The organism is Rhizobium aethiopicum (genome assembly GCF_900094625.1).
Classification (GTDB): domain Bacteria; phylum Pseudomonadota; class Alphaproteobacteria; order Rhizobiales; family Rhizobiaceae; genus Rhizobium; species Rhizobium aethiopicum.
In genome coordinates, this window is the sequence record NZ_FMAJ01000002.1 from 516,312 (window position 1) to 539,934 (window position 23,623).

Here is a 23,623-nt window from a genome sequence, read left to right on the forward strand (position 1 = left end):
TATATCATTACATTTGCGGCGCCGAAAAAAGGCGGAACGGGTCATCCGCCTCTTTCCGCATCAGCTCTCCCCGGAGCGCCGGGGGCGAGGGCGCTCTACATGTCTGGAGTGGTGTGTAACCTTTCCGAAATCAAACCGATTTCGGGTCAAGCGCCGGAGAGGCAGGCCTTCATGCTGTCGGCGATGCTTCGCATGAGGGTGAAGTAGAGATCGGGGCCGGCCTTGAGCGTCGCGGCCTCCGGGTCGAGCACGCCTGACTTGGCGCTCGTGCCTTCGATGACGACCTTGACGAGGCGTGGCTCGAACTGCGGTTCGGCAAAGACGCAGGTTGCGCCGAGTTCGCCGACCTTGCGGTGGATTTCCGAAACGCGCTCGGCGCCGGGAATGGTTTCCGGACTGACGGTGATCGAGCCGGCGACGCGGATGCCATAGCGGTTCTCGAAATATTGGTAGGCATCGTGGAAGACGACGAAGGGCTTGTCCTTGACGGGCGCGACTGTGGCGGCAAGCTCCTTGTCCAGCGCCGTCAGCTTGTCATCCAGCGCCTTGGCATTGGCCTGATAGGTCAGCGCATTGGCGGGATCGGCGGCGACCAGTGTCGTGGTGATGACGGTCGCCATCGCCTTGGCATTCATCGGGTCGAGCCAGAGGTGCGTGTCGAAGGCGCCGTGGCCATGCTCATGCTCTTCATGATCACCATGATGCGCGTGGCCATTGTCATGTCCCGGCTCAGCCGCATGATCGTGGCCATGGTCATCTCCGGCATCCGCATGCTCGGGAGCGCTTTCATGGTCAGCGTCGTCATGCGCCTCGAAAGCGCCGCCTTCGCGGAAGGGCAGCTTGATCAGGCCTGGCGCATTGTCGAGCTCGACGACACTGGCGTTCGAGCCCAGCGCCTCGAGCGGCTTTTCGAGGAAAGCCTCCAGGTTCGGGCCGACCCAAAAGACGACCTTGGCCTCTTGCAGCGTCCGCGCATTCGAGGGCTTCATGCTGTAGGTGTGCGGGGAGGCGCTGCCATCGACGATCAATTCCGGCTCGCCCACGCCCTGCATGATCGCCGCAACCAGCGAATGGATCGGCTTGATCGAGGTCACGACGACGGGCGCATCGGCTGCCCGCATTGTGCCGGCAAAGAGCATGGCAGGGATCGCAAGGGCCGGGATGGCGAGGGCAGCCGGAATTTTGAGGGTCAGGCTGTTCAGGGCAGGCCCCAAGGCGCGTTTCATCATATGCTCCGCTTGAATTGCAAATGTTATGTTATTACATCAATTGCGTTATGCTATAACGTGTGCAATAGCAGGATGCAACAGCGCTGTCGGAAAATTTGATGCTCTCTCCCGCAAATACCAAGGGCGAACGGCTGGTTTCGCTTGAGAATGTCGGCGTCCTGCGCGGCGGCCGCTGGCTGGTGCGCGGCGTCGAATTTTCGGTCTCGCGCGGCGAGATTGTCACGCTGATCGGGCCGAACGGCTCGGGCAAATCGACGAGCGCCAAGGCCGCGATCGGCGTGTTGAAGCCCGACGAGGGCAGGGTCGAGCGTCTCTCCGGCCTCAAGGTCGGCTATGTCCCGCAAAAGCTTTCGATCGACTGGACGCTGCCGCTGACGGTGCGCCGGCTGATGACGCTGACCGGCCCGCTGCCGGAGCGCGACATGCAGGCAGCGCTCGAAGCCGCCGGCATCGCACATATGATCGGCGCCGAGGTGCAGCACCTTTCGGGCGGCGAGTTCCAGCGTGCGCTGATGGCCCGGGCGATTGCCCGCAAGCCCGACCTCTTGGTGCTTGACGAGCCGGTGCAGGGGGTGGATTTCTCCGGCGAGATTGCGCTCTACGACCTCATCAAATCGATCCGCAACGCCAGCGGCTGTGGCATCCTGCTGATCTCGCACGATCTGCACGTCGTCATGGCCGAGACCGATACGGTGATCTGCCTCAACGGCCATGTCTGCTGCCGCGGAACGCCCGAGGCCGTCAGTCGCAGCCCGGAATATGTGCGGCTATTCGGCAGCCGGGCGGCCCAGACGCTCGCCGTCTACAGCCATCACCACGATCATACGCACTTGCCGGATGGGCGCGTGCTGCATGAGGACGGCTCCGTCACCGATCATTGCCATCCCGAAGACGGGCATCACGCTCATGCCCCGCATGAGCACGCGCATGGCTCTCATGAGCATGATCATGGGCACGGGTATGCGCATGCGCACGCTCATGACGATGATCATGGACACGATCATGCTCATGAACACGCCCATTCCCGCAGCGGGGAGGGCCGCCATGCTTGACGATTTCTTCGTGCGCGCCATCCTTGCCGGCGTCGGACTGGCGCTGACGACAGGGCCGCTCGGCTGCTTCATCATCTGGCGGCGCATGGCCTATTTCGGCGATACGATTGCCCATTCGGCGCTGCTCGGCGTGGCGCTGTCGCTGCTCTTCGAACTCAATCTGACGCTGGCCGTCTTCGCCGTCGCCGCGCTCGTCTCGGTGCTGCTGCTCTTCCTGCAGAAGCGCCAGGCGCTGTCGGCCGATGCGCTGCTCGGCATCCTCTCGCATGCGACACTGGCGATCGGCCTCGTCATGGTCGCCTTCATGAGCTGGGTCCGGATCGATCTCATCGCCTTCCTATTCGGGGATATCCTTGCCGTTTCCACCACCGATATCGCCCTGATCTGGGGCGGCGGGCTCTTCGTGCTCGCGGCGATCGCCTGGCTCTGGCGGCCGCTCTTGGCCGCCACCGTCAATGCCGAACTGGCCGAGGCCGAGGGCCTGAGGCCGGAGCGGGCGCGACTGTTCTTCATGCTGCTGATGGCCGTCGTTATCGCCATTGCCATGAAGATCGTCGGCATCATGCTGATCACCTCGCTGCTGATCATACCGGCCGCCGCCGCACGGCGCTTCTCGGTCACGCCGGAGATCATGGCGGTGCTCGCCTCGCTGATCGGGGCGGCCGCCGTCGTCGGCGGGCTGTTCGGCTCGCTCACCTACGACACGCCGTCCGGCCCCTCGATCGTGGTCGCGGCGCTGATCCTCTTCATTCTCAGCCTGCTTCCCGTCAGGCGCCGCGCGCTCGCGCAAGGACAAGGCTCATGACAACACCGCAGCTCACCAAGAACCAGTCTCTGGTTTTCGAGGTGCTTGAGAAGGCCGAGGGGCCGCTCAGCGCCTATACCATCCTCGACAAGCTGCGCGACCATGGTTTTCGCGCGCCGCTGCAGGTTTACCGGGCACTGGAGAAGCTGCTCGAATACGGCGTCGTGCACCGGCTCGAAAGCATCAATTCCTTCGTCGCCTGCGCTCATCCCGGCGACAATTGCCACAGCCATGGCATCGTCGCATTCGCCATCTGCGAAAGCTGCGGCCAGGTGATGGAATTCCACGACCATGAGGTCGACCACCGCCTGATGGGCTGGGTGCGCGGGCAGAAGTTCAAACCGGAGAAGACGACGATCGAGATCCGCGGTCTGTGCGAGGCTTGCGCGGCGTGAGCGAGGGGCGCCCACCTCTCGGCGCTCATTTATGAGGCAGGCACAGGAATGAGGGTGAGGAGGCGTGACCGACAAAATTTCTGTTCACGCGCCGGGACTACTCTTCTCGCAGTACTAGACGATCGCGACGCGATCGCCGAAGGGCGTGTCATCGTCGAAATTGCGGGTGCCGATCCGCTCGCTTTCGCCTGACAAGGTCGGATGCTTCGCCTGTTCACCAGTCTCTGCCTGCCCGTCCGGCATCTCGCCTCCGTCCCGCTTTCGCTCGTGCTCTTCGTCCTCGACCGCCTGCTCGAGGTGCGGGATGAGAGCGTTGGTGTGCGGCGGCTGCGCGTCCCTTCTTAAAGCCAGTTGATCGCCGGTGATTTGTGACTGGCGGGCGGCGACCCAGGCATTGTCTGGTTCCGAACCGATCGATGTACTTGTTCCGACATTAGTCGGCTCGGAAGCCACGGTGGCGGATATGGGATTGATCGCCTCGACCATGAAAGCCTCCGATGACAGGGCCGGCCGCCCCAGAATAGGACGGGAGAGCGGCCTCTCAGACTCATATCGAGCGCAAGCGCCAGAACACAAGGCGAATCGGCAAACTGTGATCGGGTGCGCGCGCCAGGTCGCCCAGCCCGGCTCGCCGCTACACTGGCGTTCTCGGCAGTTCGAAGCAGCAGGGATTGTTGGTCTCTGCCGCTTGCCGGCACCGCGCAAGTGAGTTCTCTTGAACCGCATGTGGGCTCGATACAACGCCCGTCGAAGAGCGCTGCAGTTCAAGGTGGTGCGCTCGCGCTGGCAGGCACCGATTGCGGCGCTATCTTAACGAGCTGTTGCCAAGCCCGGACACGCTCATGACGAAGACCGACCTTGCAGACCTCTATCGAGGCTACATCGCCTGCCTCAACAGGCGGGACTGGCCGAATCTCGGGCAGTTCGTCGCGGCCGACGCAATCCACAACGGGCGACGGCTTGGGCTGTCGGGCTACATCGCCATGTTGGAGCGGGATTTCAATGAGATTCCAGATCTTTACTTCAATGTGCTGATGCTTGTGTCCGATCCGCCTTACGTAGCGAGCCGGCTCGGCTTTGAGTGCACACCAAAGGGTAGGTTTCTTGGCCTCGATGTGAACGGCAGGCGACTGTCGTTTGATGAGAACGTGATCTACGAATTCCGCGGCGGAAAGATCAGCGAAGTGTGGTCGGTGTTGGACAAGGTGGCAATCGAAGCGCAGCTTTCAGGCGGGCGCTGACCGCTGGCACCCGGATGATGGCAATGCACCAACCGAAGGGCGTGCCGTCGTCAATTTGCGGGTCCCGATACGATCGCCTACCTCCAGCAAAGGCGAAAGCGCGTGCAGTCTGCGGTAAATTCGACGAAGAATTGTGAGGCGGGCGAACTGCTTCTTGCATGCCTGATGTAAGAATCGGAAACACTTTGTGACTAAGTCCCTCCAAAAGCTGCATTTTTCAGCTTGCTGCGCAAGGGCACTTGAAGGATATTGCGCAGACGTTGAGGATGCCGTCATGATCAGAATGATAGAAGACCCTGCCGAACTGGCTGGCGAAGACATCACTGGCAAATATATTCTCCGTAAGCTGAACTATCATTGGTTCGCTTACGGCAAGGCGGCCATTGTGACCGCCTGCAAAGGAACGATCCTCCACCTCGATCGGGAGGAAACCGTCTATTCCGAGCGCTGGGGCCGTCGTGCCTACACCGGGACCGGTAAGCGTTACCCCGGCGGCATCTGCCCCATTTCGGCGGTCGCATGTGTTTGCGATACGCCCGATGACGTCAATGCCGTCATTCAACTGGATGTCGAAGCGCAGGACGAATTCTACCAACTGATCGCCAAGACGGAAGCCAAGGTTCGGGCGCTTGCCGCTTTGTCAGGAGAGAGCCAGTTTCTCGAGGCGGCCGAATAAGGCGGTTTTTCAACGATATTTGTCATTGTCGCAACGGCAGTCTACGGCAACGCAACTGAAGCTACGACCTTTGCCAGAGGCGGCTTTCATTTGCTGCATCGCCGCCACGGTTGTTGCGCGCGCTTCGCTTCCTAAATTCGTAGAGCTACTGAACTTTGGCCGTCGCTGCTGACAGCAGAGGGCGCTTGCCCCGGCGGAGTGGAAAACGCTCATGACGCAGGAACACTTTGCGGCAGCACCGTCGCTCAGATCGCTCGTTATAACCATCGCGGTGATGGTTGTCGCACTGTTCTGGCCTGCAGGCACGCTCGATTGGCCGCGCGGCTGGATTTTTCTCGTCCTGTTCCTCGTACTGACAGCAATCGCGCTCGTCTGGATCTGGCGGACGAATCCGGAGCTGTTTGCGGCGCGCAGCCGATATCAGAAGGGCACGAAGCGCTGGGATGCCGTGGTCGCGACGGTGACGATCATTCTCTTTGCTGCCATTCTTCCGGTCGGAGCATTCGACGACGGGCGTTTCCATTGGGCGCCGCAACCCGATTGGGTCGTCCTCCTCGGCTATCTCCTGCTGACCGTCGGATATCTCGGCCTGACATGGGCGCAATCGGTCAACCGGCATTTCGAGCCAACGGTGCGCATCCAGACCGACCGCGGCCACAAGGTGATCGACAGCGGCCCCTACGCCGTCATCCGCCACCCCGGATATGCATTCGCCATCGTGCTTGCTGCCGGTATGGCGCTGTCGCTCGGCTCGCTTTACGCGTTGATCCCGGTGGGGCTGCTGGTCGTCACCTTGTTCGGCCGGACGCTCGGAGAGGAGGCGGAATTGCGCAAGGGACTGCAAGGATATGCAGAATATATGGCGCGGGTGCGCTGGCGTTGGATTCCGAGCGTTTGGTGAGGGGCGGTGGCCGTAGTGCGTCCGATTTTTGCCCTTCGCTTGCGCTTCGTGCATTCGCTCCTGTCGCCGCCCATCCCCTGATCTGGCTGCCCGTCAGGGCAGACGAGGGGCGAGGAGCATTGGCGCACAAGCCTTGGGCGCAAGCGGAAGGTAAATGCGCGATATTATTCCTGGAAGAGCGCCCGCCAATCACCCGATCTGCTTCAGATCCCGCGCAGACCGCTGCCAATTCGCCACGTAATTTTCCGCCGAGCGGCGGATGCCCTCGATAGCCTTCTCATCCAGCACCCGCACCACGCGGGCGGGCGCACCGACGATCAGGGAGTTGTCGGGGAATTCCTTGCCCTCCGTCACCAGTGCATTGGCGCCGACGAGGCAGTTGTTGCCGATTTTCGCGCCGTTCAGGATGGTCGCGCCCATGCCGATCAGCACGTTGTCGCCGAGTGTGCAGCCGTGGAGGATGGCGTGGTGGCCGATGGTGCAGCCTTTGCCCGTCGTCAGCGGAAAGCCCATGTCGGTGTGGGCCATGACCCCTTCCTGGATATTGCTGCCGGCGCCGATGGTGATCCGCTCATTGTCGCCGCGCAGCACCGATCCGAACCAGATGCCGACATTTTCGCCGAGGTCGATATCGCCGATCACATGCGCATCCGGCGCGATCCAGTGGAGGCCGGCGGGCGGCAGTTTCGGCGTCATTCCGCCAAGGGCGTAGATCGGCATGATATCCTCCGCTCAGATGACCTCGACCGACAGCGTCGCGACGCCATCGATGCCGCAGGTGATGCGGTCGCCCCTGGCAACCGCGCCGACGCCGGCCGGCGTGCCGGTCATGATGACATCGCCGGGCGCCAGCACGAAGAGCTTCGACAGTTCGGCGATGATCTCCGGCACCTTCCAGATCATCTGGTTGAGGTCGCCATCCTGGACGCGCCTGCCGTTCTGCTCCAGCCAGATGCGGCCGTCGCCGGGATGACCGAGGCGGCTTGCCGGCACGATCGCCGAGACGGGGGCGGAATGTTCGAAGGCCTTGGCAAGCTCCCAGGGGCGGCCAAGCTTCTTGGCCTCGCCCTGCAGGTCACGGCGGGTGAAATCGATGCCGACGGCATAACCGTAGATGCAGTCGAACGCATCCGCGGCTGCAATGTTCGCGCCGCCCGATTTCAGCGCCAGCACGCATTCCACCTCGTAATGCACGTCTGATGACAGCGGCGGGTAGGGGAAGGCATGGCCGGGCGGCAGCAGATTGTCGGCGTTCTTCTGGAAGAAGAAGGGCGGTTCGCGGCTCGGATCATGGCCCATCTCGATCGCATGATCGGCATAATTGCGCCCGACGCAATAGACGCGGCGCACCGGAAAACGCTCGTCGCTGCCTTCGACAGGCAGCAGAACCGGTGCTGGACGCGGAATGACGGTGGCGGGATGGGGCATGGCGGGCCTTTCTGTTCATCGAGTCTTTGCGCTCATCTTAGAGCATGTCGCGCAAAAGTGTGCGGCGGTTTTGCGATAACGACATGCTTTAAAACAAAGACCTAAAGCGCAAGGAGCGAATCTGAAAGATCGCGACGCGTTAGACGGCAAACAGTGCGGCGGGGAAGCGTGCTTGGCGGATTGACGCTGTTGCCGGCGAGCGATAACTTACATTGATGAGCAGGATTTTCGCAGTTTCCACGATGTCTACGACCACCGTTTGGCGGTGGGTGGCAGACGCGTGAACTGAATTCCGTTCATTGCAGGAGACACCAACCCGCCGGAAACGAGCGGGTTTTTTGTTGCCGCTCGCCTCCCGCATTCGAGGACGAGAACATGGACGATATCGCGAAACAGATTCTTGCCGAGCGGGCGCTCGCCGCCGCCCGTCATTGCGTCGACCGCCTCTATGCCGGCGCAGCCTTCGCCTATGTTTCCGGCTCCATCATGCGCGGCGAGGGGACCGTGTTTTCGGATATCGATCTCGTTGTGGTGTTCCCGTCGCTCGACAGAGCCTGGCGGGAATCGTTCACCGAAGCCGGTTTTCCGGTCGAGGCCTTCGCCCACGATCCGCAGACGCTGGCGCATTATATCCATCAGGATGCCGAGAGCGGTTATCCCATCATGGGCAATATGGTTGCGACGGGCAGCATATTAGGGCCGGATTTCGAGAGCGCCCGCGCTATCCAGGAAAAGGCGGCAGGCATGCTGGCGGCGGGGCCGAAACCGCTGGCCGGCCCAGCCTATGACGCGTTGCGCTATCAGGTGAGTGACCTTGCCGACGATCTGCGCGGCGAGCGCCCGCCCGAAGAGGTCGCCGCCATCGCCGCGCATCTTTACCAGAAGCTCGCCGATCTCATTCTACTCGGGCATGGCCAATGGGCCGGCCGGGGAAAATGGGCGCCGCGCCTGCTCAGGAAATTCGACCCGCAATTGGCGAGCGAATTCGCCACGGCGTTCCGCCTGGCGGCGCAAGGCGACGGAGCCCGGCTTCTCGATCTAGCCGACCGGGCGTTCGCCTTACACGGCGGCCGTTATTTTGATGGATACAGGCAGGACGCTCCGCTGGAGGCGCGACGGCTGGAATAGAGGTGCTGTCAGAGACGGCAAGGCGCAAGAGGGCCTTATCCTGAGGTGCCCCGCAAAGGGCCTCGAAGGAGGCGGGTGGGCCGGCCAGCGATGAAACGCAAAGAGCGGCGTTGCGGCGGTCGTTCGAGGCTTCGGCCGAAATACAGCGCATCACCCCCGTGAGGTCATCCAGACCCCCACCATCGTCACCGCAAGGCCAATGAACATTATTGCCGTCAGTGGCTCGTTGAACAGCGCCCACGCCCATACCATGGTGACTGGAGGGCTGAGGTAGATGACGGCGCTGACTTGCGCCACCGGAAACAGCCGCAGACTAGTGTAGTAGAGCGAGTAGGCGGCGAAGGTCGCAAACAGCACGAGCCATGCCATGCCGATCGCGAATTCGGCCGTCATCGGCGGGGCAATGTTGCCCTGCAGTAAGGTGCAGAGGGAAAACAGGGCCGAGCCGGTCAGGGTCTGGATGCAGAGGCTCTGGTGCACGGGCATATGCTCCGTGCGCCGGCGTCTGTAGAGAACGGAGGCCAGTGCAAAAATCAGCATCGAGCCGACTGTCAGCGCATAGGCCCAGAACGGAGCCTCGCCGAAGCTCAGGCTTTCGAACGAAACGAGCAATACGCCCGCCACCGCAATCGCCGTCCCCAGCCATTGCCGCCGCGTTAGTCGCTCACCGAGGAACGGTTGCGAGAGGCAGGCGATCGCCAGCGGCAGGAGATCGGAAATCAGCGCGACCAGCCCGGTTGGCACGCGCTGCTCGATGGCGAGCGCGAAGCCGCCGAGATAGAGGAATACCGACATCACGCCGAAGAGGATCTCACCGAGCACGCTGCGCAGAGACATTCGCGGCCCGATGGTGAGCGCAAAGGGCAAAAGTATCAGACCCGAGAGAAGGGTGCGCCAGAACAGCACCAGCACGACGCTCGCCTCTTCACTGGCGTAGCGGACGCCGACGAAACCGGAACTCCAGCTGATCACCATAAGCGTGGCCAGCACCGGCCAGAGGAAACGGTGATGCGGTGCGGACCGGGCGATGGCTTGATTGGTCATGGGATGCTCTTTTTGATATCGTTCGTTTCAGCCATAAGCCAGGAAGAACAGCATCACACATGACAAATTTCGATCATGACATGACATATTGATCGATCTGTCGATGATCGCTTGCAAGCATCAAGGCTTCCATGCATAGCTTCCGCAATACAGTCAGCCGAGGGATTGTCTTGACCGAACTCAACAGCCGACGATTGGAAATAGACGCACTGCGGGTCCTGTGGTCCGTTCGCCGACACGGCGGGATCACCCGCGCCGCCGAGGCGCTCGGCCTGTCGCAATCGGCCGTCAGCCACAAGATCAAGCGGCTTGAAGTCAGCCTCGATTGCCACCTGCTGAGCCGCAAGCAGGGAGCGCCTGCCTTCACCGCTGCCGGCGAGGATTTGCTCGATTATGCCGAACGCATCCTCGGCCTGCATGACGAAGCGCTTCTCAGCCTGACGAAAACGCCGCTCGCCGGGCGCATCGCGCTGGGGCTGACCGAGGATACGACCTGCACCGATCTGGCCCGGATATTGGGTCGGTTTCGCCGGCTGCATCCCGATGTCGCCGTGCGCACCAAGGTCAGAATGAGCCTGGTGCTGAGGGCGATGCTGGAGCGGGGAGAGCTCGACGCTGCGATCGTGCAGATTTTTGCCCATGAGGTTCGCCCGAGCGATATCGTGCTCTTCCGTGAGCAGCTCTACTGGGTGAAGCATCCGGACCTCGTTCTGCCGCCGAGTGGTCCTATCCCGTTCCTGTCCTTCGATGACGAGTGCTTCTACCGCCAATGGGCGCTCGATATCGGCCAGGACGGCGACACGCTGCTCGAAACCGTCTTCGAATGCGCAAGCGCCGCCGGCATTGTCTCGGCGGTCACCTCTGCCCTCGGCGTGGCGCTTCTGAACGGGCGCCACCTGCGCCCGGAGATGGAGATCATCAGCAACCGCCTGCCGGCGCCTCCCGCCTTGGTCTATGTCGTGCGCCGCGCCCGAAAGGCGCGAAATCCGGCGCTCGATACGCTGGTCGCCGAGATCGAGAATGAAATCAGCCGGTATGGCGGGCTTACTTTGGCGAGTTGATTGCTGGTACTGGTCGGAAGCTTTGAGTGTACAGCTTCCATCACAATTCTGCTTCCCGGCTTGCAGTCAGGGGTCGTGCCATCTCTTTGATTCAGGGAGCAAGTGAACGGCTCGCGCCATTGCAATACGTTGCCAGTTGGATAAAGCTGAACGGTAATATTATTATAACCAGAGGATGAAAGAAGAATGCCGGGGTCGCGATTTTTCAGAGCAAACCATATCCTAGTGCCCATACTTTCCGTGACTTTAGGTCTTTCCGGTTGTGTCACCACCAAGGATGGCGTGCAGATTTCTGCGGACCATAGTCGCGCCGTGAGTGGCGAGCGGACAAAAATGGGCCAGTCTTACAATTTGAATGCAGACTGCACCGCTGCGACTATGGCGAAGATAAAGTTAGTGCAAGCTCCGGCGCACGGTTCGGTCGAATTTGTTAACGAAAAGATTTTTTCAAATTACCCGACAGGTGCTCCGCAGATCAGATGCAATTCCAGGAAATCTCCTGGCGTCTCCGAATATTATACTTCCAACAGCGGATACTCGGGAAAGGATATGTATAAGGTCAGAGTGTCCTACGGCGAAGGAACCGTCAAGGACGTAACCGTCAATATCAATGTGATAAAGAACTGACGCAAACCGCCGGTACTTTCCAAACCGGTCGTTCAAGCCAAGCGGTGGCGCACCTGCAGGTATGCTGCCGTTGAAGATATGCCTAGCCGAGAGCACTCTGCTCCGCGTAAATCCTGTCGATCAGAGCATCCAGTTCACCCCGCGGCGGACGGCTCTTCGCTAGGCGCTGCTTCAGGTGCACGATCGAGTCGGCGAGGATTTCATCAAGGCTCTCGGCGCAGGTGAAGTCGCCCGCCACGCGCTTGACCTTGGAATTGTCGAAGATAGCCGTCCATGCCTTGTCGCCGAGGAGCGGACCGATCCATTCCGGATTGTATCTGATCAGCGTGTCCGTCGGCACGTGGACGATCTTGGCTTCCACGCCTAACAACCTTGCGATGGTCTTCTGGATGTCGTCCCAGAGGTGGGCGCGGTCGGAGGTGATGTGGAAAATCTCTTTCAGCGCCGCCTGTTTGCCGAAAAGGCCGACGAAGGGCACGGCGAAATCGACCGCGCGGGTGAGCGTCCAGGGTGTGTGGCCGTCGCCCGCCACGATGATGGGCTCGCGGTCCAGCATGCGTCTCGCCATGATATCGCTGTCGCCCATCATGATCGGCAGGCCGGTGCGGACGGTGTGGCTGGGGCGGATGATGGTCCAGGCGAGATTGCCGGATTTCCGGAGCAGTTCCTCGCAGGCGATCTTGGCCTGGCTATAGGGCCAGTAGGGATTGATCGCCGGCGTCTCCTCGGTGATCACGTAGTGACGCGGCGGTTTTTCATAGACCGAGGCCGAGGAGATGAAGATGTACTGGCTGCAATTGCCCGAGAAGACCTCGATGTCGCGCGCCACCTGATCGGGCGTGAAGGCGATGAACTGGCAGACGACATCGTAATTGGCCTTGGCGACGTCGGCATAGGCGCTCGACCCCAGTTCGCCCACGATCGAGGTGACACCGGCGGGCAGGGCGGCTTCTCTCAAGCCGCGATTGTAGACGCTGACATAGTGGCCCGAGGCGACGGCGCGTTCGACACAGGGGTAGGAAATCTGGCCGGTGCCGCCAATGAAGAGAACTTTCAAAGCCATGGGAGTGACCTCGGGGTCAGGGGGCGGGGACTGTGATCACCCTTCATAGCGCGAAAGAAGGTGGGCGTCTCCCCGCAAATCTCCGGCGACGGCAATGACTTGAGCTTGCCGCCGCGTGACCGCCCAGCGCCTATGCATGCGCCTTGCGATGGGCGGCGACTGCAAGCCAGATCGAGGAGAGCAGGAAGTAGAATGCACCGAACCCTGCGTAAGGCACGATATCGAGGATCGTCGGGATGGCGGTGCCGAGCGATCGGCCGATCATGAAGCCGCCGGCAAGGGCGGACTGCGCGCCGCTCAGGATCATCACCCATTGGGCGCCCTCGGTGCGCCAGCGCCTCACACCGGTATAGAGCTGCAGCAGGCCCGAGAGGATCGCCCAGGCCCCGAACACGGCGAGGACGGCGTAGGTGCTGGTGCCGAATGCGATGACGACGGCGAGCGCCGTGACCGTGCTGACCGCGACGTTCAACGTCTGAGACGGGTTTGCCTGCAGGCCGCCATTGACCCGGGCATCGAGCAGATTGGCCAGTGCATCCCACAGGGGATAGATCACCAGCAAAAAGGCCACGGCGCGCGGCTGCCCTGCCAAGAGAATGGCGGCGGCAATCCAGCCCACCGAGAAGGCGGCGCGGGTGAAATAATAAGATCTCAGCCAGGTGGACTGGAGGGAAGAATGCGTTTGCATCGGCAAGTTCCTTGATGTTTACCTGCCTACTAGTAGGTAGATAAAAAACGGGCGTCAACGCGCCATCCGCGCACCTTCTTGTGATGACAGCAGGTCGGCGAGAGCCTTGACAATCTGCCTACCAGTAGGTAGGCGGCACTATGAAACCAACGGCTTCGACTTCCGACAAAATCCTCGACATCGCGCAGTCGCTCATCGTGGCGGGCGGCTATAACGGCTTCAGCTATGCCGATATTTCGGCTGCGATCGGCATCCGCAAGGCGAGCATCCACCATCATTTTCCCACCAAGGCCGAACTGGTCGCGGTGCTGGTGGATCGCTACAGCAGGCAGGCGGAGGCGGGTTTGCAGTCGCTCCGCGAGCAGGCTGCAAGCCCCGCCGATCAGCTGCAGTTCTACATCGACTATTGGAACAGCTGCATTCGCGACGCCTCGCAGCCCTTCTGCGTCTGCGCGATGCTGGCAAGCGAAATGCAGATGCTGCCGGAAGAAGTCGCCTCATACGTCCGCGCCCATTTCCAGGGTCTCGCGGCATGGCTGACCTCCGTGCTGCAGGCCGGGGTCGAGCAGGACCAGTTCCGGCTGGACAAGCGGCCGGAAGAGCAGGCGCAAATGCTGATGGCCTCGGTTCATGGGGCGATGCTCTCGGCAAGGGCACTCGGCGATCCCGGGCTGTTCATCGCAGTCGTTGCGCCTGAAATTGCGAGGCTGCGGACCACATAACGATCTGAGCAATGGCGCGCCGCAGGCCTCGAAAGGCGAGGCGGGTGCGCTGACGGTTGATGGATGCAGGCGCAGCGCTGCGGCGTGTCCCTCGAGGCTCCGGTCTCTGGCCTGCGCGCCTCAAAGGATAAGGCTCTCTTGGGCGCGAGACCGTTTCTTTTTCCTTTACCGACATGCCGTGTGGCACCCCCCTCTGTCCTGCCGGACATCTCCCCCACAAGGGTGGAGATTGGCAAGCGGTCTGACCGTCGCTCCCTCTCAGTCGGCAGCGACAATCACGTTGCTTTAGTTGTTTGGGAAAGCCGTTACGCCCAGCCGATCTCCCTCCTTGTGGGGGAGATGTCCGGCAGGACAGAGGGGGGTGCCACACGGCACGCCCATCCACTCTCATCCTGAAATACGCGTCCCCGTCGCACAACCCGCTATACAGCAGACGGTAAAGGATGAGGAGCGTCGAAGATGCCGCGCCGAAGCTCAAGTCGCTGCGCGATTACTCCCCGCCTTCCTTCAGCCCATCCCTGACGATCGCGTAATAGCCGGCAAGCTCGGGAATATCAGCAGCCAGGCTATCGAAAACCGGGTCTGACGGCGCAAGCGTGGCGGCATATTTCGCGTCGATGAGGGCCTGGTGGGCGATGAGCGCCTTGGCATCGGCCTTGTGCACGACGGTGAAGACGGGCGAGGGGACGGTGCGGCCTTTGACGATGATGCGGTCGAGTTCGACGATGATGTAGGTGTTCGCGACCAGTCTTGCGGTCTCTTCGCCGAGCAGCAGCGCGACGCCGTAATTTTTCGAGGCGCCTTCGAGGCGGGAGGCGAGGTTGACGCTGTCGCCGAGGCAGGAATAATCGAAGCGGCGGGTCGAGCCCATGTTGCCGACGATGCATTCGCCGGTGTTGATGCCGACGCCCATCTTCAGGACGTGCGGCTTGCGGCCGAGTGCCGCAGCCTCCCGCTCCAGCTGGCCGTTCAGCCTCGAAATCGCCGCCTGCATGGCAAGTGAGGCGCGCACGGCGTGGAGCGCATGGTCGGGATCGTCGAGCGGCGCGTTCCAGAAGGCCATGATGCAGTCGCCCATATATTTGTCGATCGTGCCGCCGTGATCCATCACCACGTCGGAGAGCGGCGTCAGCAGCCGGTTGATCAGGCCGGTCAGCTGCTCCGGATCGTCTTTCAGCGTTTCGGCGATGGTGGTAAAGCCGCGCACGTCGGAGAACAGCACCGAGAGCGTGCGCCGCTCGCCGCCGAGCTTCAGCTGCGAAGGGTCGTTCGACAGGCGCTTGACGAGATCGGGCGAGATATATTGGGCGAAGGCGCGGGTGATCTGGCGCTTGTTGCGGCGCTCCTCCGCGAAATCGAAGGCGGCCTGGCCGAAGACGACGGAGATATAGGCGACCGTCGGGCCGAGTGGCGACACGAAAATATGGCCCAGCCGAATGCCGGCAAAGCTGACGGCCGCAAAAGCGAGGAGGGCCGCCGCGCTGGTCACGATCGTCAGCCATCCCGTCGAGCGCCAGACGGTGGTGGCAGCCAGCAGAACCGATATCATGATGCAGGCGGCGACCGTCGGCAGCCGGGCCTCGGCGATCGACAAGCCGCTGCGGATATTGTCGTAGATCGTCGCCTGGATCTCGACGCCTGAGACGAGCTTGCCGGTGTGGACGGTATAGGGTGTCGCGAAGGCATCGACGCCGCCCTTGTCGATGGCGGGCGCATTCTGCAGACTGAGGCCGACCAGCACGACACGGTCCTTGAAATAATCCGGCGGCAGCAGGCTTTTCGGATCGAGAGCCTGGTAATAGGAAACCGTCGGGTAGCTGCGGGCCGGACCAAAGGATTGGACCAACTGACCGGCCGGCACGGAGGCGCGTGTCGTTCCCGATGTCTTCGCCAGCATCGCGGCGAAGCCGTCCTCGTAACCCGGAATGCGCCGGAAGATGCCGTCACCGCTGAGATCGATGGAGGCGATGCCGGTGACGGCGCCCGCTTCCGTCAGCTGCGGCAGCGGTGTCGCGCGGATCAGCTGCGAGGCCTGCGGCGTCTCGATCAGCGTCTCGTCGCCGGCCAGCACGGTATCGGGACCGACGGCTTTGATAATCGCCGCGTCATTGTCCGGGTTCGAGGGCTCGGCCATGATGATGTCGAGGCCGATGACGCGGGCGCCGGCGGCGCGCAGCTGGCTGATGAGCTCGGCATGCAGGCTGCGCGGCCAGGGCCATTGCGCATTGATATCGGCCAGCGAAGGCTCGTCGATCGCGACGATGACGGGTCCGCCGGGCGGCGGGCGGGGGTCGTCGACGGTCGAGAGATAGTCGAAGCTTCTGAGCTCCAGCAGCGACCAGGCGGGCAGGCGCGACAGAAGCGAAATGGCGACCAGCGTCGTCAGCGACAGCACCAGGAGCCTAAGATGGCGGCTCCTGATCTGCCTGGCCTGCCGAGGCTTGTCCCGCAGCTGCATCAGAAGCGGACTTTGAGCGTGCCCTTGAAGGCGCGGCCCCAGCCGGGGGTGTCCGGCAGAACCTCAAAATCTTCGTCGAGCAGATTGTAGGCGGCAGCCTCGAGCGCGATTCGCTTGTCGAAGGGCTCCCAGATGAGATGGGCGTCCAGACTCCAGTAATCGTCGAGTTTCGTGCCAACCAGATCGCCGGTGCGCTCGCCGATATAGTTTGCAGCAACAGTGGCTTTCACCTTGGCTTCGTTGACCCAGGTCAGCGCGATCTGGCCGGAGTTTTGCGGAATGAAAGGCAGATCGCCGTGGTAGTTGAAGGTCGTCGGATCCTCGTTCTCGGAATCCATATAGGCATAGGTCGCCGAGAGGCCGAAGCCGGACCCCAGAGCAAAGTTGGCCGTAACGGCGGCGCGGTCGATGGTGCCGCGCCCGTAAGTCTGGCTGTCGACGAGCGCGAGGCCGGTGACCGGCAGACCAATCGAGAAATCGTGCAGTTCCTGATGCTGATATTCGACCGACGTGAAGAAGCGGTCCGTCCATTCGGCATCCCATTGCAGGGCAACAGTATCCGCGTAACCCTCTGCTCCGACCGAGAACTGGTTGGCCTGCAGGCCCAGGATGCCGATCGGTGCCAGTGATGGTACGCCCGTGTCGAGGCCCTGGCGCATGAAGGCGGCGCGCAGCCACTGATTTTGCACAGGCTGCCAGGCAATGCCGAAACGGGGTTCAAGCCGGCTGACATCCGTGCCGTCGCCTTCCAGGCGCGTGGCGAACAGTGCATATTCACCCTTCAGAGCAGGCGTGATCTCATGAAGGAGGTCGAGATAGGCGCGGCCGATATTGACGCGGCTGCTCTCGTCGTCCGGGCCAAATGTCCGCTCCCCCACCAAACCCAAAATGTCATCGAGATGAATGGTCGTCTTGTTGCTGCTATCGGTCCATCCGCCTTCGATACCGTATCGCCAGGTCAGCGTGTCATCGCCGATGCTGTGGCTGATCGCAGCTATGTAGGTTTTGGAGGAACTCTCCAGGCTCATTTCCATGAAGGGAAAAAGATCTGGAGGGGGAGCGCCGGTCGCGCCGGAGGCATCAAAAGTCTGGTCGAAAACGCTTTTCGCTTTTCCTTCGGAATAGAGGAGGGCGGTATTGAGCACATTCCGATACCCGAAAGTGTGGCTCCAGCCGATGCCGCCAATCGTCGTCTCGCCCTCATCATATCTGTTTTGATAGAGAGGTAGATCCAATGTCGGTATTACAAAGCCGAGGCGCGGAAAAAAGAACTCTTCATTAAGGCGGTCGGTGAATGCCGTGCTTGTCGTCAGAGCATTCAGCGGCCCGTAGGCTTTGCCATGATTGATGAAACTGACGATACGGTCATCCGGCGTCAGCGTGGCGGTCAGATAAGCGTTGCCCGCGAGCAGTTTTTTGTCCAGCGCGTATCCGCCGAAGTCCCGGTAGTCACCGTCCAGCGCCAGCTCTTCCCAGGTCAGGTTGCCGTAGAAGCTGATCGGGATCGTCGCATTCGAATAACCCTGGATTTCCGCCTCGCCGATGCGTCTGGTATGGCCGTCGACGCTGTTGATCCCGCCGCCGAGCGCGCCTTCAATGAAGGGCACATCGAACAGTGTCGCCGAGCGCGAACGGCCCGACAGCATGTGCGGGGAGAGCAGCAGGCCCTGGATAAAGGATGAGTAGCTCGAGGCGTTGCCACGGTTCTGGATGATATTGTCGTCGCTGAAGCTGGTCGCGTTGGCGAAAGGAAAGATGCTGCCCTTGATCGACTGGTCGATGTAACCGGTGCCTTTGAAGGGATCGAACGCGGCATCGCCGTAATAGCGGCCCCAGGCATCCAGGCCCTGCAGGCGGAAAGCGTTGTTGAGCGTCGAACCGGCGGTGGCGTTGGCGCCGAGCGAGCTGTAATCGCCGCCGCGGGCGCGCGAGCGCCGCAGGTAATCCTGCGCGTTGCGGATGGCGCCGTCGGCATCGTAGTCGTCGATATCAACTGCGGTGCGGAAGGCGGAGATGGCCGGGTCGTCATCGTCGAGACTGTTGGCGTTGTCGAGCGCCTGCTGGGAAGGGATACGGTCGCCCTTTTCATAATGGGCGGCGGCGAGCATCAGCTGCGACTGCGAATGCGCGGGATTGGCGGTGCTGGCGGCGAGCAGATCTTGCAGCGCCTTATCGCGCTCGCCAATTTGCAGGTAGTAGCGGCCGCGGGCAAGCAAAGCGTGATCGAAGGACGGATCGAGGGCGATTGCCGTATCGATCTCCCGCTTGGCTTCCTTCATCCGCCCCTGGTCGAGATAGAGGATTGCCAGGTTCGCATGCAGCAGCGGATCCTGCGGATCGAGCTCGATCGCCCTTTTGAAGGCTTTTTCCGCTTCGCCATTGGCGTCGCGCGAGCTTTGCAGCAGCCCAAGCGAATTCAGCGTGCTCGAGGCGCCAGGCGCAAGCGCGATGGCTCGGTTCAGATCGGCAAGCGCGCCGTCGATATCGCTTTCATAGCTTGCCTTGTAGCCAGCACGGGCCGACAGCGCCATCGGATGATCGGGGTCGAGCGCCAGCGAGCGCTCTATGGCTTCCTTCATCTGCTCGCGGTCATCGGTGAGCTCGGCCAGCTGGGCGCGGACCGCCGGCAGGGTCGGATCGTCGGGATAACGCTGCTCGGCTTTCTTGATGATCTCGATTGCTGCGCGCGGGTTCTTCAGGAAGCCTGTCGTATAGGCCTGCATGATCGCGCCGTAGGGGCCGGCCGTGTTGGCCGGCGGCGGCTCGGCATGGGCCGGATCAGCAAGGGAACGGGCGAAATAGCCGCCATATTGCGCCATGTTCCGGCGTGTCGGGTCGAGATGCGGCAGGGCCTTCTGGAAGAGCCTGGCGGCATCGGAATAGCGCTTCTCCGAGCCGGCGATGGTGGCGTCGATCAGGTCGATACGCGCCTGCTGGGCCACCGTCAGCTTGCGGCCGCGGACATTCTGCAAGGTTGCGGCCGCGGCCTGGCGGCCGTCGAAGGCACTCTGCACTTCGGCGAGCTCCAGCCAGTCTTCGGTCGTGCGCCGCTCCGGCGGCAGCGCCAGCAGGCGGCGGCGCTCCGTCGCCATGCGGTCGGCCCGCAGCGGCGATGTCGGCATCAGGTCGAAGCCGTCGCGCAGGTCGAGATAGAACAGCATCTGTTCGCGGTCGTCGGGATTGACGCTGATGATCTTGGTCGGCGCCTGGCCGATGGTGGCGACCGCGCCTTCGCCCTCGTTCACCTCGACGCTGCCCTGCGGGTTGCTCAGCGCTACTCGGCCTTCGAGCACGATCATCGAGGTCTTGGCGCCCTCGACCGTCATCGTCCAGTCCGTGCCGCGGATGGCGGCTGCTGCTGCCGGTGTTTCCACGGTCAGGCCCTGGCCGCCCCGCTCGGCGCGCGCCCAAATGGTGCCGGATTGCAGATTGAGCACCGTATCGCCGCTCGCCGCCATCTTCTTGACCTGCAGCGAGGAATTGCGCCCGAGGCGGACCTGTGTGTGATCGGAAAAGACGATGGCGAGCTGGCCGTTGGCGTTGGTGCGCAGCACGTCGCCGGTCAAAAGATCCTGGTTGATATCGACGACACGCCAGTCCGATACGTCGATGAAACGGACTTCCTCGCCGGTCTTGCGGGCGATGACGGAGCCGGCAACCGGCGTTGCACGCTGCACGGGCTCGGCCATCGCCGGCGGCCCGAAAGCAGGCACGGCAAACGCCAACGCCATTCCGACGCGACAGATGTTACTGGAATAACCCCGCATGTCCTCGACCCCATACCCCATTCCCCCTTTGTCCGTGTACAGTGGAAAAGTCAAGCATGTTGCACACGTGTTCTTGCTTTCGTCGAGAAGTGTAATATCAGGGGAACACTTTGGGTGTGGAGTATTCAAGTGAGCGAGTTTGAAAATGCCACTGAGGTAATGCTGAGCAAGCCCTCGAGCGAGGACGTCAGCACCGAGTATTTCGATCATATCAAGAAAATCAACGACATATTCTACGATCAGATCAAGATATCCGATCAAAAGGCCGCCTATATCTTTACTTTCATGCTCGCCTTTCTGGTGAGCTCCAGCGAGGTGAGGGCCGTTTTCAGCCTGGCGCGCTACACCGGCGGCACCCCAGGCAGCATGCTCTCTTCCGGCCTGCTTGCCGCAGCCTCGGTCTTCTCCATTCTGTCGGCGATCCTCGTCGTCTTGCCGCGTCGTCTCGGCGCCTCCACCTCGCTGTTCTGGGGCGCCTGGCCCAAGCATCGCGACATGTTCTTCGAGGCAGCGCTTCGCCGCGACGAGCGCTACCTCTTCGACCAGTACTTCGAAAACGCCAACATCCTCTCCGCCATCGCCCGCAACAAGTACCGCTGCGTCACCTTTGCGTTTCGCGGGCTGATGGTCAGCGTGATCGCCTATGTGCTGCTCTTGGTGGCGGGGTGAGAAACCTCAAGAGGGCCTCACCGCGAGGTGCCTTGCGCCTCGAAGGGCGGGACGGGGACTCCTGATATCACCGAAAATTGAAGCCGCATGCGCGGCCGGGCGTCCTGCACGGGTCAAGCTGTGTTACAGTTCCCTGCTTAACGGCGCGGGGATTGGTCGATGCTGACGACACTTGCGGTGCTCATGGGTCTTTCCGGCGTCGTTCCGGCCGCAGGCGTCGGCGGAAACGAGGTCGACGTGACGCTGGTACTTGCCGTCGACACCTCACGGTCGATGGATTTCGAGGAAGTCGGCATTCAGCGCCAGGGTTATGTCGAGGCGCTCAAGCACAAGGAATTCATCGATGCGGTGAAAGGCGGGCTCACCGGCCGCATCGCCATCAGCTATTTCGAATGGGCGGGTTATGTCGTCCAGGATTCGATGATCGACTGGCAGGTAATCGAGACGGAAGCGGATGCGATCGCCTTCGCCGACAAGCTCGACGCCCGGCCGATTGCCACGCAGCGGCGAACCTCGATCTCGACCGCCATCGACCAAGGCGCCAGCATGATCACTGCCGGCCCCTATCGGGGCAGGCGCGAGGTCATCGACGTTTCCGGTGACGGTCCGAACAATTCCGGCAATCCCGTCACACCCTCCCGCGACAAGGCGGTGGCATCAGGCATGATCATCAACGGGCTGGCCATCATGCTGCGTCCTTCCGATGCGCCCGGTGGGCTCGACAAATATTACGCCGATTGCGTGATCGGCGGGCCCGGCGCCTTCGTGCTGCCGGTCCACAAGATCGAGGATTTCACCATCGCCGTGCGCCGCAAGCTGGTGCTGGAGATCAGCGGCCTTTCCCCGCCGGCGACGGTGGAGAGGGTCGCCGGCGACTCCCCGACGACGGATTGCCTGATCGGCGAGAAGCAGTGGCGGGATATATTCGATCGGTAAGCCGGTAGGAGAGGGTGTGTCGTTTGGCACGCACGCGCGCCGGCAGAGAGGCCTCACCCTGGTTGCCTCCAAGGGCAAGGCGGGTTTCTCGGCGTCTGTCGCCGTCACCTACAGCGGCAACTGCCTTCCGGCCTGTTCGCTGACCATGTATTCGGCGTACCAGTCCGGCCAGTTTTCGTCGTATTTGCCGCCATTTCGTTTCTCGTGTTCGCCGTGGGCGGTGGCGGCGCGGCGGAGTGCGGCGGCCAGGGCGCCAGGGGTGGAGAAGGCGGTCTCGTCGGCGTCGATGCGGCCGGGCAGGCGGGTGGTGACCTCCTGGAACAGCCAGCCGTTGCCGTCTGGATCCCTGAACGACGCAAAGGAGCGGTAGCTGCGGTGCTCCGGATCGCGGCCGGCGATGCGCAGGCGCCCGAAGAGATAGGGCTCGTCCTTGCCGGCATAGACGCCCGATGCGTCGTGGAAAACCTCGCTCACCTCGACGCCGCGGGCGATGAGATCTCGCCGCGCCTCCTCGATGTCGGAGACGATGAGGTAGAGCCCCTGCGCGGAGCCGGGGGCGGCGGCGGTGACATTGCTGCCGAAGATGATCGCGCAGCCGGAGCCCGGCGGGGTAAACTGGATTACCCGGAAATCGGCATCATTGGCGAAATCGGCGTCGAGCCTCCAGCCCAGGCTATCGTAGAAGCGTTTGGCGCGGTCGACGTCGGAAACGGGGATGACGACCACTTCGAGCTTGGTGTCGAGCGGTCGAGTCGTCGTGGATTCGGTTGGGGATTCACTGTGCATTGCATTGCTCATCTTCAGCTCCCTCAAGGTCTGGACGCATTAAGAATGGCGATACATGTCGGGGTCGAGTGGACCACAGCGCGGGTGGGGCGTCGAATCAATTCTTCTGTTGGGAGAAGACGGCGGGCCGATCCCGCCGCCTGTTGCGCGAGCTTTATGCAGCAAGAGCGGCGCGGGTCTTGCCGATCATGAGGGCGGCGCGCGCCGCCTCGCGGCCTTTCTCGACGAAATGGGCGCGGTAGATCTGCGTGTGATGCTCTGTTTCCTGATAATGATGCGGCGTCAGCGAGACCGACAGCACCGGCACGCCGGTATCCATGCCGGCGCGCATCAGGCCATCGACCACTGCCTGGGCGACGAATTCGTGGCGGTAGATCCCGCCATCGACGACGAAGGCGGCGGCGATGACGGCGGCATAACGGCCGGAGGCGGCAAGATCGCGCGACAGCAGCGGCATTTCGAAGGCGCCTGGAACATCGAACACGTCGATCTGCTCGGCGGGAACAAGCTGTTGGAAACCTTCGAGCGCACGGTCGACGATATCGGCGTGCCAGCCGGCTTTGACGAAGGCATAACGGGTGGGTGTCATAGTCATCTCCTTTGGCGTACAGACACGTCACCCAAGGCGATCACGAGCATCCGCCGCCAGCCCGGGAGGGCAGCGGCATCGCACGTTCTCTTTCATCCGGACTATGACCGTCGGCTCAGGCATCTCACCTGATCTGCTGACCCTTCCCTATAGAAGGCGCTCGCGGGCTCGCAATCAAAAAACTGCATACCGCCGGTAGGGACTTTCACCCCGCCCTGAGAACGGCGCGACAATAGGGGCAAGCCGGCGGGCTGGCAATAGGGTGTGATGTTTTCGTCGGTGGTGGCCATCTGCCTTTCGCTTTCGCTCAAGGCGTTCGTCGCTGGCGCTCCTCACCCCCTCATCTACCCTGACGGGC

23 protein-coding genes and 1 riboswitch are annotated in these 23,623 nt (G+C 62.1%); of the genes, 12 read left to right on the forward strand and 11 right to left on the reverse strand.

Annotated elements, in window-relative coordinates:
* Positions 1-146: 146 nt before the first annotated feature.
* Positions 147-1,226 carry a zinc ABC transporter substrate-binding protein ZnuA gene (znuA, locus tag GA0061105_RS06800; protein ID WP_092748957.1) on the reverse strand — a complete coding sequence of 360 codons (1,080 nt, stop codon included), beginning with the start codon at positions 1,224-1,226 and terminating at the stop codon, positions 147-149.
* Between the two features lie 101 nt (positions 1,227-1,327).
* Here znuA and GA0061105_RS06805 point away from each other — a divergent pair, with 101 nt between their 5' ends.
* From GA0061105_RS06805 to GA0061105_RS06815, 3 genes are read left to right on the forward strand one after another with little or no spacing between them, the layout of a single operon-like run.
* Positions 1,328-2,281 (forward strand): ATP-binding cassette domain-containing protein, encoded by a 954-nt coding sequence (locus tag GA0061105_RS06805; RefSeq protein WP_092748959.1) that lies wholly within the window; start codon positions 1,328-1,330, stop codon positions 2,279-2,281.
* Positions 2,274-3,086, forward strand: a complete 813-nt coding sequence (znuB, locus tag GA0061105_RS06810) for a zinc ABC transporter permease subunit ZnuB (RefSeq protein WP_020921701.1) — start codon at positions 2,274-2,276, stop codon at positions 3,084-3,086. The genes GA0061105_RS06805 and znuB overlap by 8 nt, the downstream gene beginning before the upstream one ends.
* Entirely contained in the window at positions 3,083-3,481 is a 399-nt protein-coding gene (locus GA0061105_RS06815; RefSeq protein WP_064694566.1) for a Fur family transcriptional regulator, read from the forward strand. Before znuB ends, GA0061105_RS06815 begins: the two co-directional genes overlap by 4 nt.
* A 114-nt stretch (positions 3,482-3,595) precedes the next feature.
* Here the strand turns inward: GA0061105_RS06815 and GA0061105_RS06820 are convergent, their stop codons facing one another.
* Positions 3,596-3,967: a hypothetical protein gene (locus tag GA0061105_RS06820; RefSeq protein WP_092748961.1), complete on the reverse strand. Its 372-nt coding sequence runs from the start codon at positions 3,965-3,967 to the stop codon at positions 3,596-3,598.
* Positions 3,968-4,323: 356 nt separating this feature from the next.
* Between GA0061105_RS06820 and GA0061105_RS06825 the strand changes: the two genes are divergently transcribed.
* The 3 genes from GA0061105_RS06825 to GA0061105_RS06835 all read left to right on the forward strand — a co-directional run bounded on the left by GA0061105_RS06825 (position 4,324) and on the right by GA0061105_RS06835 (position 6,299).
* Positions 4,324-4,722, forward strand: a complete 399-nt coding sequence (locus GA0061105_RS06825) for an ester cyclase (protein WP_092749071.1) — start codon at positions 4,324-4,326, stop codon at positions 4,720-4,722.
* Positions 4,723-4,996: 274 nt separating this feature from the next.
* On the forward strand, positions 4,997-5,398 hold the full coding sequence (locus GA0061105_RS06830) for a hypothetical protein (protein ID WP_064694564.1): 402 nt from the start codon (positions 4,997-4,999) through the stop codon (positions 5,396-5,398).
* Between the two features lie 211 nt (positions 5,399-5,609).
* Positions 5,610-6,299, forward strand: coding sequence for a methyltransferase family protein (locus tag GA0061105_RS06835; RefSeq protein ID WP_092748963.1), 690 nt, complete (start codon positions 5,610-5,612; stop codon positions 6,297-6,299).
* 189 nt (positions 6,300-6,488) lie between these two features.
* On the opposite strand, the gene GA0061105_RS06840 is transcribed toward GA0061105_RS06835, so the two are convergent.
* Both GA0061105_RS06840 and GA0061105_RS06845 read right to left on the reverse strand, forming a co-directional pair.
* Positions 6,489-7,019, reverse strand: a complete 531-nt coding sequence (locus GA0061105_RS06840) for a gamma carbonic anhydrase family protein (RefSeq protein WP_092748965.1) — start codon at positions 7,017-7,019, stop codon at positions 6,489-6,491.
* A gap of 12 nt (positions 7,020-7,031) precedes the next feature.
* Positions 7,032-7,727: a fumarylacetoacetate hydrolase family protein gene (locus GA0061105_RS06845; RefSeq protein ID WP_092748967.1), complete on the reverse strand. Its 696-nt coding sequence runs from the start codon at positions 7,725-7,727 to the stop codon at positions 7,032-7,034.
* A gap of 375 nt (positions 7,728-8,102) precedes the next feature.
* Here GA0061105_RS06845 and GA0061105_RS06850 point away from each other — a divergent pair, with 375 nt between their 5' ends.
* Positions 8,103-8,855, forward strand: coding sequence for a nucleotidyltransferase domain-containing protein (locus tag GA0061105_RS06850; RefSeq protein WP_092748969.1), 753 nt, complete (start codon positions 8,103-8,105; stop codon positions 8,853-8,855).
* A 150-nt stretch (positions 8,856-9,005) separates the two neighbouring features.
* Here the strand turns inward: GA0061105_RS06850 and GA0061105_RS06855 are convergent, their stop codons facing one another.
* Positions 9,006-9,899, reverse strand: a complete 894-nt coding sequence (locus GA0061105_RS06855; protein WP_092748971.1) for a DMT family transporter — start codon at positions 9,897-9,899, stop codon at positions 9,006-9,008.
* A 170-nt stretch (positions 9,900-10,069) separates the two neighbouring features.
* Between GA0061105_RS06855 and GA0061105_RS06860 the strand changes: the two genes are divergently transcribed.
* Together GA0061105_RS06860 and GA0061105_RS06865 are read left to right on the forward strand one after the other, a co-directional pair.
* Positions 10,070-10,960 carry a LysR family transcriptional regulator gene (locus GA0061105_RS06860; RefSeq protein WP_092748973.1) on the forward strand — a complete coding sequence of 297 codons (891 nt, stop codon included), beginning with the start codon at positions 10,070-10,072 and terminating at the stop codon, positions 10,958-10,960.
* Between the two features lie 186 nt (positions 10,961-11,146).
* Positions 11,147-11,587, forward strand: a complete 441-nt coding sequence (locus tag GA0061105_RS06865; protein WP_425348753.1) for a hypothetical protein — start codon at positions 11,147-11,149, stop codon at positions 11,585-11,587.
* A gap of 82 nt (positions 11,588-11,669) precedes the next feature.
* Here GA0061105_RS06865 and GA0061105_RS06870 read toward each other — a convergent pair whose 3' ends face one another.
* Together GA0061105_RS06870 and GA0061105_RS06875 are read right to left on the reverse strand one after the other, a co-directional pair.
* Positions 11,670-12,650, reverse strand: coding sequence for an SDR family oxidoreductase (locus GA0061105_RS06870; RefSeq protein ID WP_092748975.1), 981 nt, complete (start codon positions 12,648-12,650; stop codon positions 11,670-11,672).
* 130 nt (positions 12,651-12,780) lie between these two features.
* Positions 12,781-13,338 carry a DUF308 domain-containing protein gene (locus tag GA0061105_RS06875; RefSeq protein ID WP_092748977.1) on the reverse strand — a complete coding sequence of 186 codons (558 nt, stop codon included), beginning with the start codon at positions 13,336-13,338 and terminating at the stop codon, positions 12,781-12,783.
* A 140-nt stretch (positions 13,339-13,478) separates the two neighbouring features.
* On the opposite strand from GA0061105_RS06875, the gene GA0061105_RS06880 reads away from it, so the two are divergent.
* Positions 13,479-14,060: a TetR/AcrR family transcriptional regulator gene (locus GA0061105_RS06880; RefSeq protein WP_092748979.1), complete on the forward strand. Its 582-nt coding sequence runs from the start codon at positions 13,479-13,481 to the stop codon at positions 14,058-14,060.
* Between the two features lie 490 nt (positions 14,061-14,550).
* Here the strand turns inward: GA0061105_RS06880 and GA0061105_RS06890 are convergent, their stop codons facing one another.
* Together GA0061105_RS06890 and GA0061105_RS06895 are read right to left on the reverse strand one after the other, a co-directional pair.
* The gene (locus tag GA0061105_RS06890) at positions 14,551-16,518 is read right to left on the reverse strand and encodes an adenylate/guanylate cyclase domain-containing protein (RefSeq protein ID WP_092748981.1); all 1,968 of its coding nucleotides are present in this window, start codon (positions 16,516-16,518) and stop codon (positions 14,551-14,553) included.
* Positions 16,518-20,285, reverse strand: coding sequence for a FecR domain-containing protein (locus GA0061105_RS06895; protein ID WP_092748983.1), 3,768 nt, complete (start codon positions 20,283-20,285; stop codon positions 16,518-16,520). Before GA0061105_RS06895 ends, GA0061105_RS06890 begins: the two co-directional genes overlap by 1 nt.
* Before the next feature lie 129 nt (positions 20,286-20,414).
* On the opposite strand from GA0061105_RS06895, the gene GA0061105_RS06900 reads away from it, so the two are divergent.
* Positions 20,415-20,954, forward strand: a complete 540-nt coding sequence (locus tag GA0061105_RS06900) for a Pycsar system effector family protein (RefSeq protein ID WP_064694552.1) — start codon at positions 20,415-20,417, stop codon at positions 20,952-20,954.
* A 159-nt stretch (positions 20,955-21,113) separates the two neighbouring features.
* Positions 21,114-21,890 carry a DUF1194 domain-containing protein gene (locus GA0061105_RS06905; protein WP_064694551.1) on the forward strand — a complete coding sequence of 259 codons (777 nt, stop codon included), beginning with the start codon at positions 21,114-21,116 and terminating at the stop codon, positions 21,888-21,890.
* Between the two features lie 108 nt (positions 21,891-21,998).
* Here GA0061105_RS06905 and GA0061105_RS06910 read toward each other — a convergent pair whose 3' ends face one another.
* Positions 21,999-22,688, reverse strand: coding sequence for a VOC family protein (locus tag GA0061105_RS06910; RefSeq protein ID WP_092748985.1), 690 nt, complete (start codon positions 22,686-22,688; stop codon positions 21,999-22,001).
* A 142-nt stretch (positions 22,689-22,830) separates the two neighbouring features.
* Entirely contained in the window at positions 22,831-23,265 is a 435-nt protein-coding gene (locus tag GA0061105_RS06915) for a 6,7-dimethyl-8-ribityllumazine synthase (RefSeq protein ID WP_064694549.1), read from the reverse strand.
* Positions 23,266-23,345: 80 nt separating this feature from the next.
* Positions 23,346-23,492, reverse strand: a riboswitch (FMN riboswitch).
* Positions 23,493-23,623 lie beyond the last annotated feature (131 nt).

Bases quoted from the DNA above. Each gene is read 5' to 3' on its own strand.
- GA0061105_RS06890 (WP_092748981.1), bottom strand. From the start codon at position 16,518: ATGCAGCTGCGGGACAAGCCTCGGCAGGCCAGGCAGATCAGGAGCCGC.
- GA0061105_RS06910 (WP_092748985.1), bottom strand. From the start codon at position 22,688: ATGAGCAATGCAATGCACAGTGAATCCCCAACCGAATCCACGACGACT.
- GA0061105_RS06820 (WP_092748961.1), bottom strand. From the start codon at position 3,967: ATGGTCGAGGCGATCAATCCCATATCCGCCACCGTGGCTTCCGAGCCG.
- GA0061105_RS06850 (WP_092748969.1), top strand. From the start codon at position 8,103: ATGGACGATATCGCGAAACAGATTCTTGCCGAGCGGGCGCTCGCCGCC.
- GA0061105_RS06865 (WP_425348753.1), top strand. From the start codon at position 11,147: ATGCCGGGGTCGCGATTTTTCAGAGCAAACCATATCCTAGTGCCCATA.
- GA0061105_RS06805 (WP_092748959.1), top strand. From the start codon at position 1,328: ATGCTCTCTCCCGCAAATACCAAGGGCGAACGGCTGGTTTCGCTTGAG.
- GA0061105_RS06880 (WP_092748979.1), top strand. From the start codon at position 13,479: ATGAAACCAACGGCTTCGACTTCCGACAAAATCCTCGACATCGCGCAG.
- GA0061105_RS06845 (WP_092748967.1), bottom strand. From the start codon at position 7,727: ATGCCCCATCCCGCCACCGTCATTCCGCGTCCAGCACCGGTTCTGCTG.
- GA0061105_RS06815 (WP_064694566.1), top strand. From the start codon at position 3,083: ATGACAACACCGCAGCTCACCAAGAACCAGTCTCTGGTTTTCGAGGTG.
- GA0061105_RS06830 (WP_064694564.1), top strand. From the start codon at position 4,997: ATGATCAGAATGATAGAAGACCCTGCCGAACTGGCTGGCGAAGACATC.
- GA0061105_RS06875 (WP_092748977.1), bottom strand. From the start codon at position 13,338: ATGCAAACGCATTCTTCCCTCCAGTCCACCTGGCTGAGATCTTATTAT.
- GA0061105_RS06895 (WP_092748983.1), bottom strand. From the start codon at position 20,285: ATGCGGGGTTATTCCAGTAACATCTGTCGCGTCGGAATGGCGTTGGCG.
- GA0061105_RS06905 (WP_064694551.1), top strand. From the start codon at position 21,114: ATGCTGACGACACTTGCGGTGCTCATGGGTCTTTCCGGCGTCGTTCCG.
- znuB (WP_020921701.1), top strand. From the start codon at position 2,274: ATGCTTGACGATTTCTTCGTGCGCGCCATCCTTGCCGGCGTCGGACTG.
- GA0061105_RS06915 (WP_064694549.1), bottom strand. From the start codon at position 23,265: ATGACACCCACCCGTTATGCCTTCGTCAAAGCCGGCTGGCACGCCGAT.
- znuA (WP_092748957.1), bottom strand. From the start codon at position 1,226: ATGAAACGCGCCTTGGGGCCTGCCCTGAACAGCCTGACCCTCAAAATT.
- GA0061105_RS06855 (WP_092748971.1), bottom strand. From the start codon at position 9,899: ATGACCAATCAAGCCATCGCCCGGTCCGCACCGCATCACCGTTTCCTC.
- GA0061105_RS06840 (WP_092748965.1), bottom strand. From the start codon at position 7,019: ATGCCGATCTACGCCCTTGGCGGAATGACGCCGAAACTGCCGCCCGCC.
- GA0061105_RS06835 (WP_092748963.1), top strand. From the start codon at position 5,610: ATGACGCAGGAACACTTTGCGGCAGCACCGTCGCTCAGATCGCTCGTT.
- GA0061105_RS06825 (WP_092749071.1), top strand. From the start codon at position 4,324: ATGACGAAGACCGACCTTGCAGACCTCTATCGAGGCTACATCGCCTGC.
- GA0061105_RS06870 (WP_092748975.1), bottom strand. From the start codon at position 12,650: ATGGCTTTGAAAGTTCTCTTCATTGGCGGCACCGGCCAGATTTCCTAC.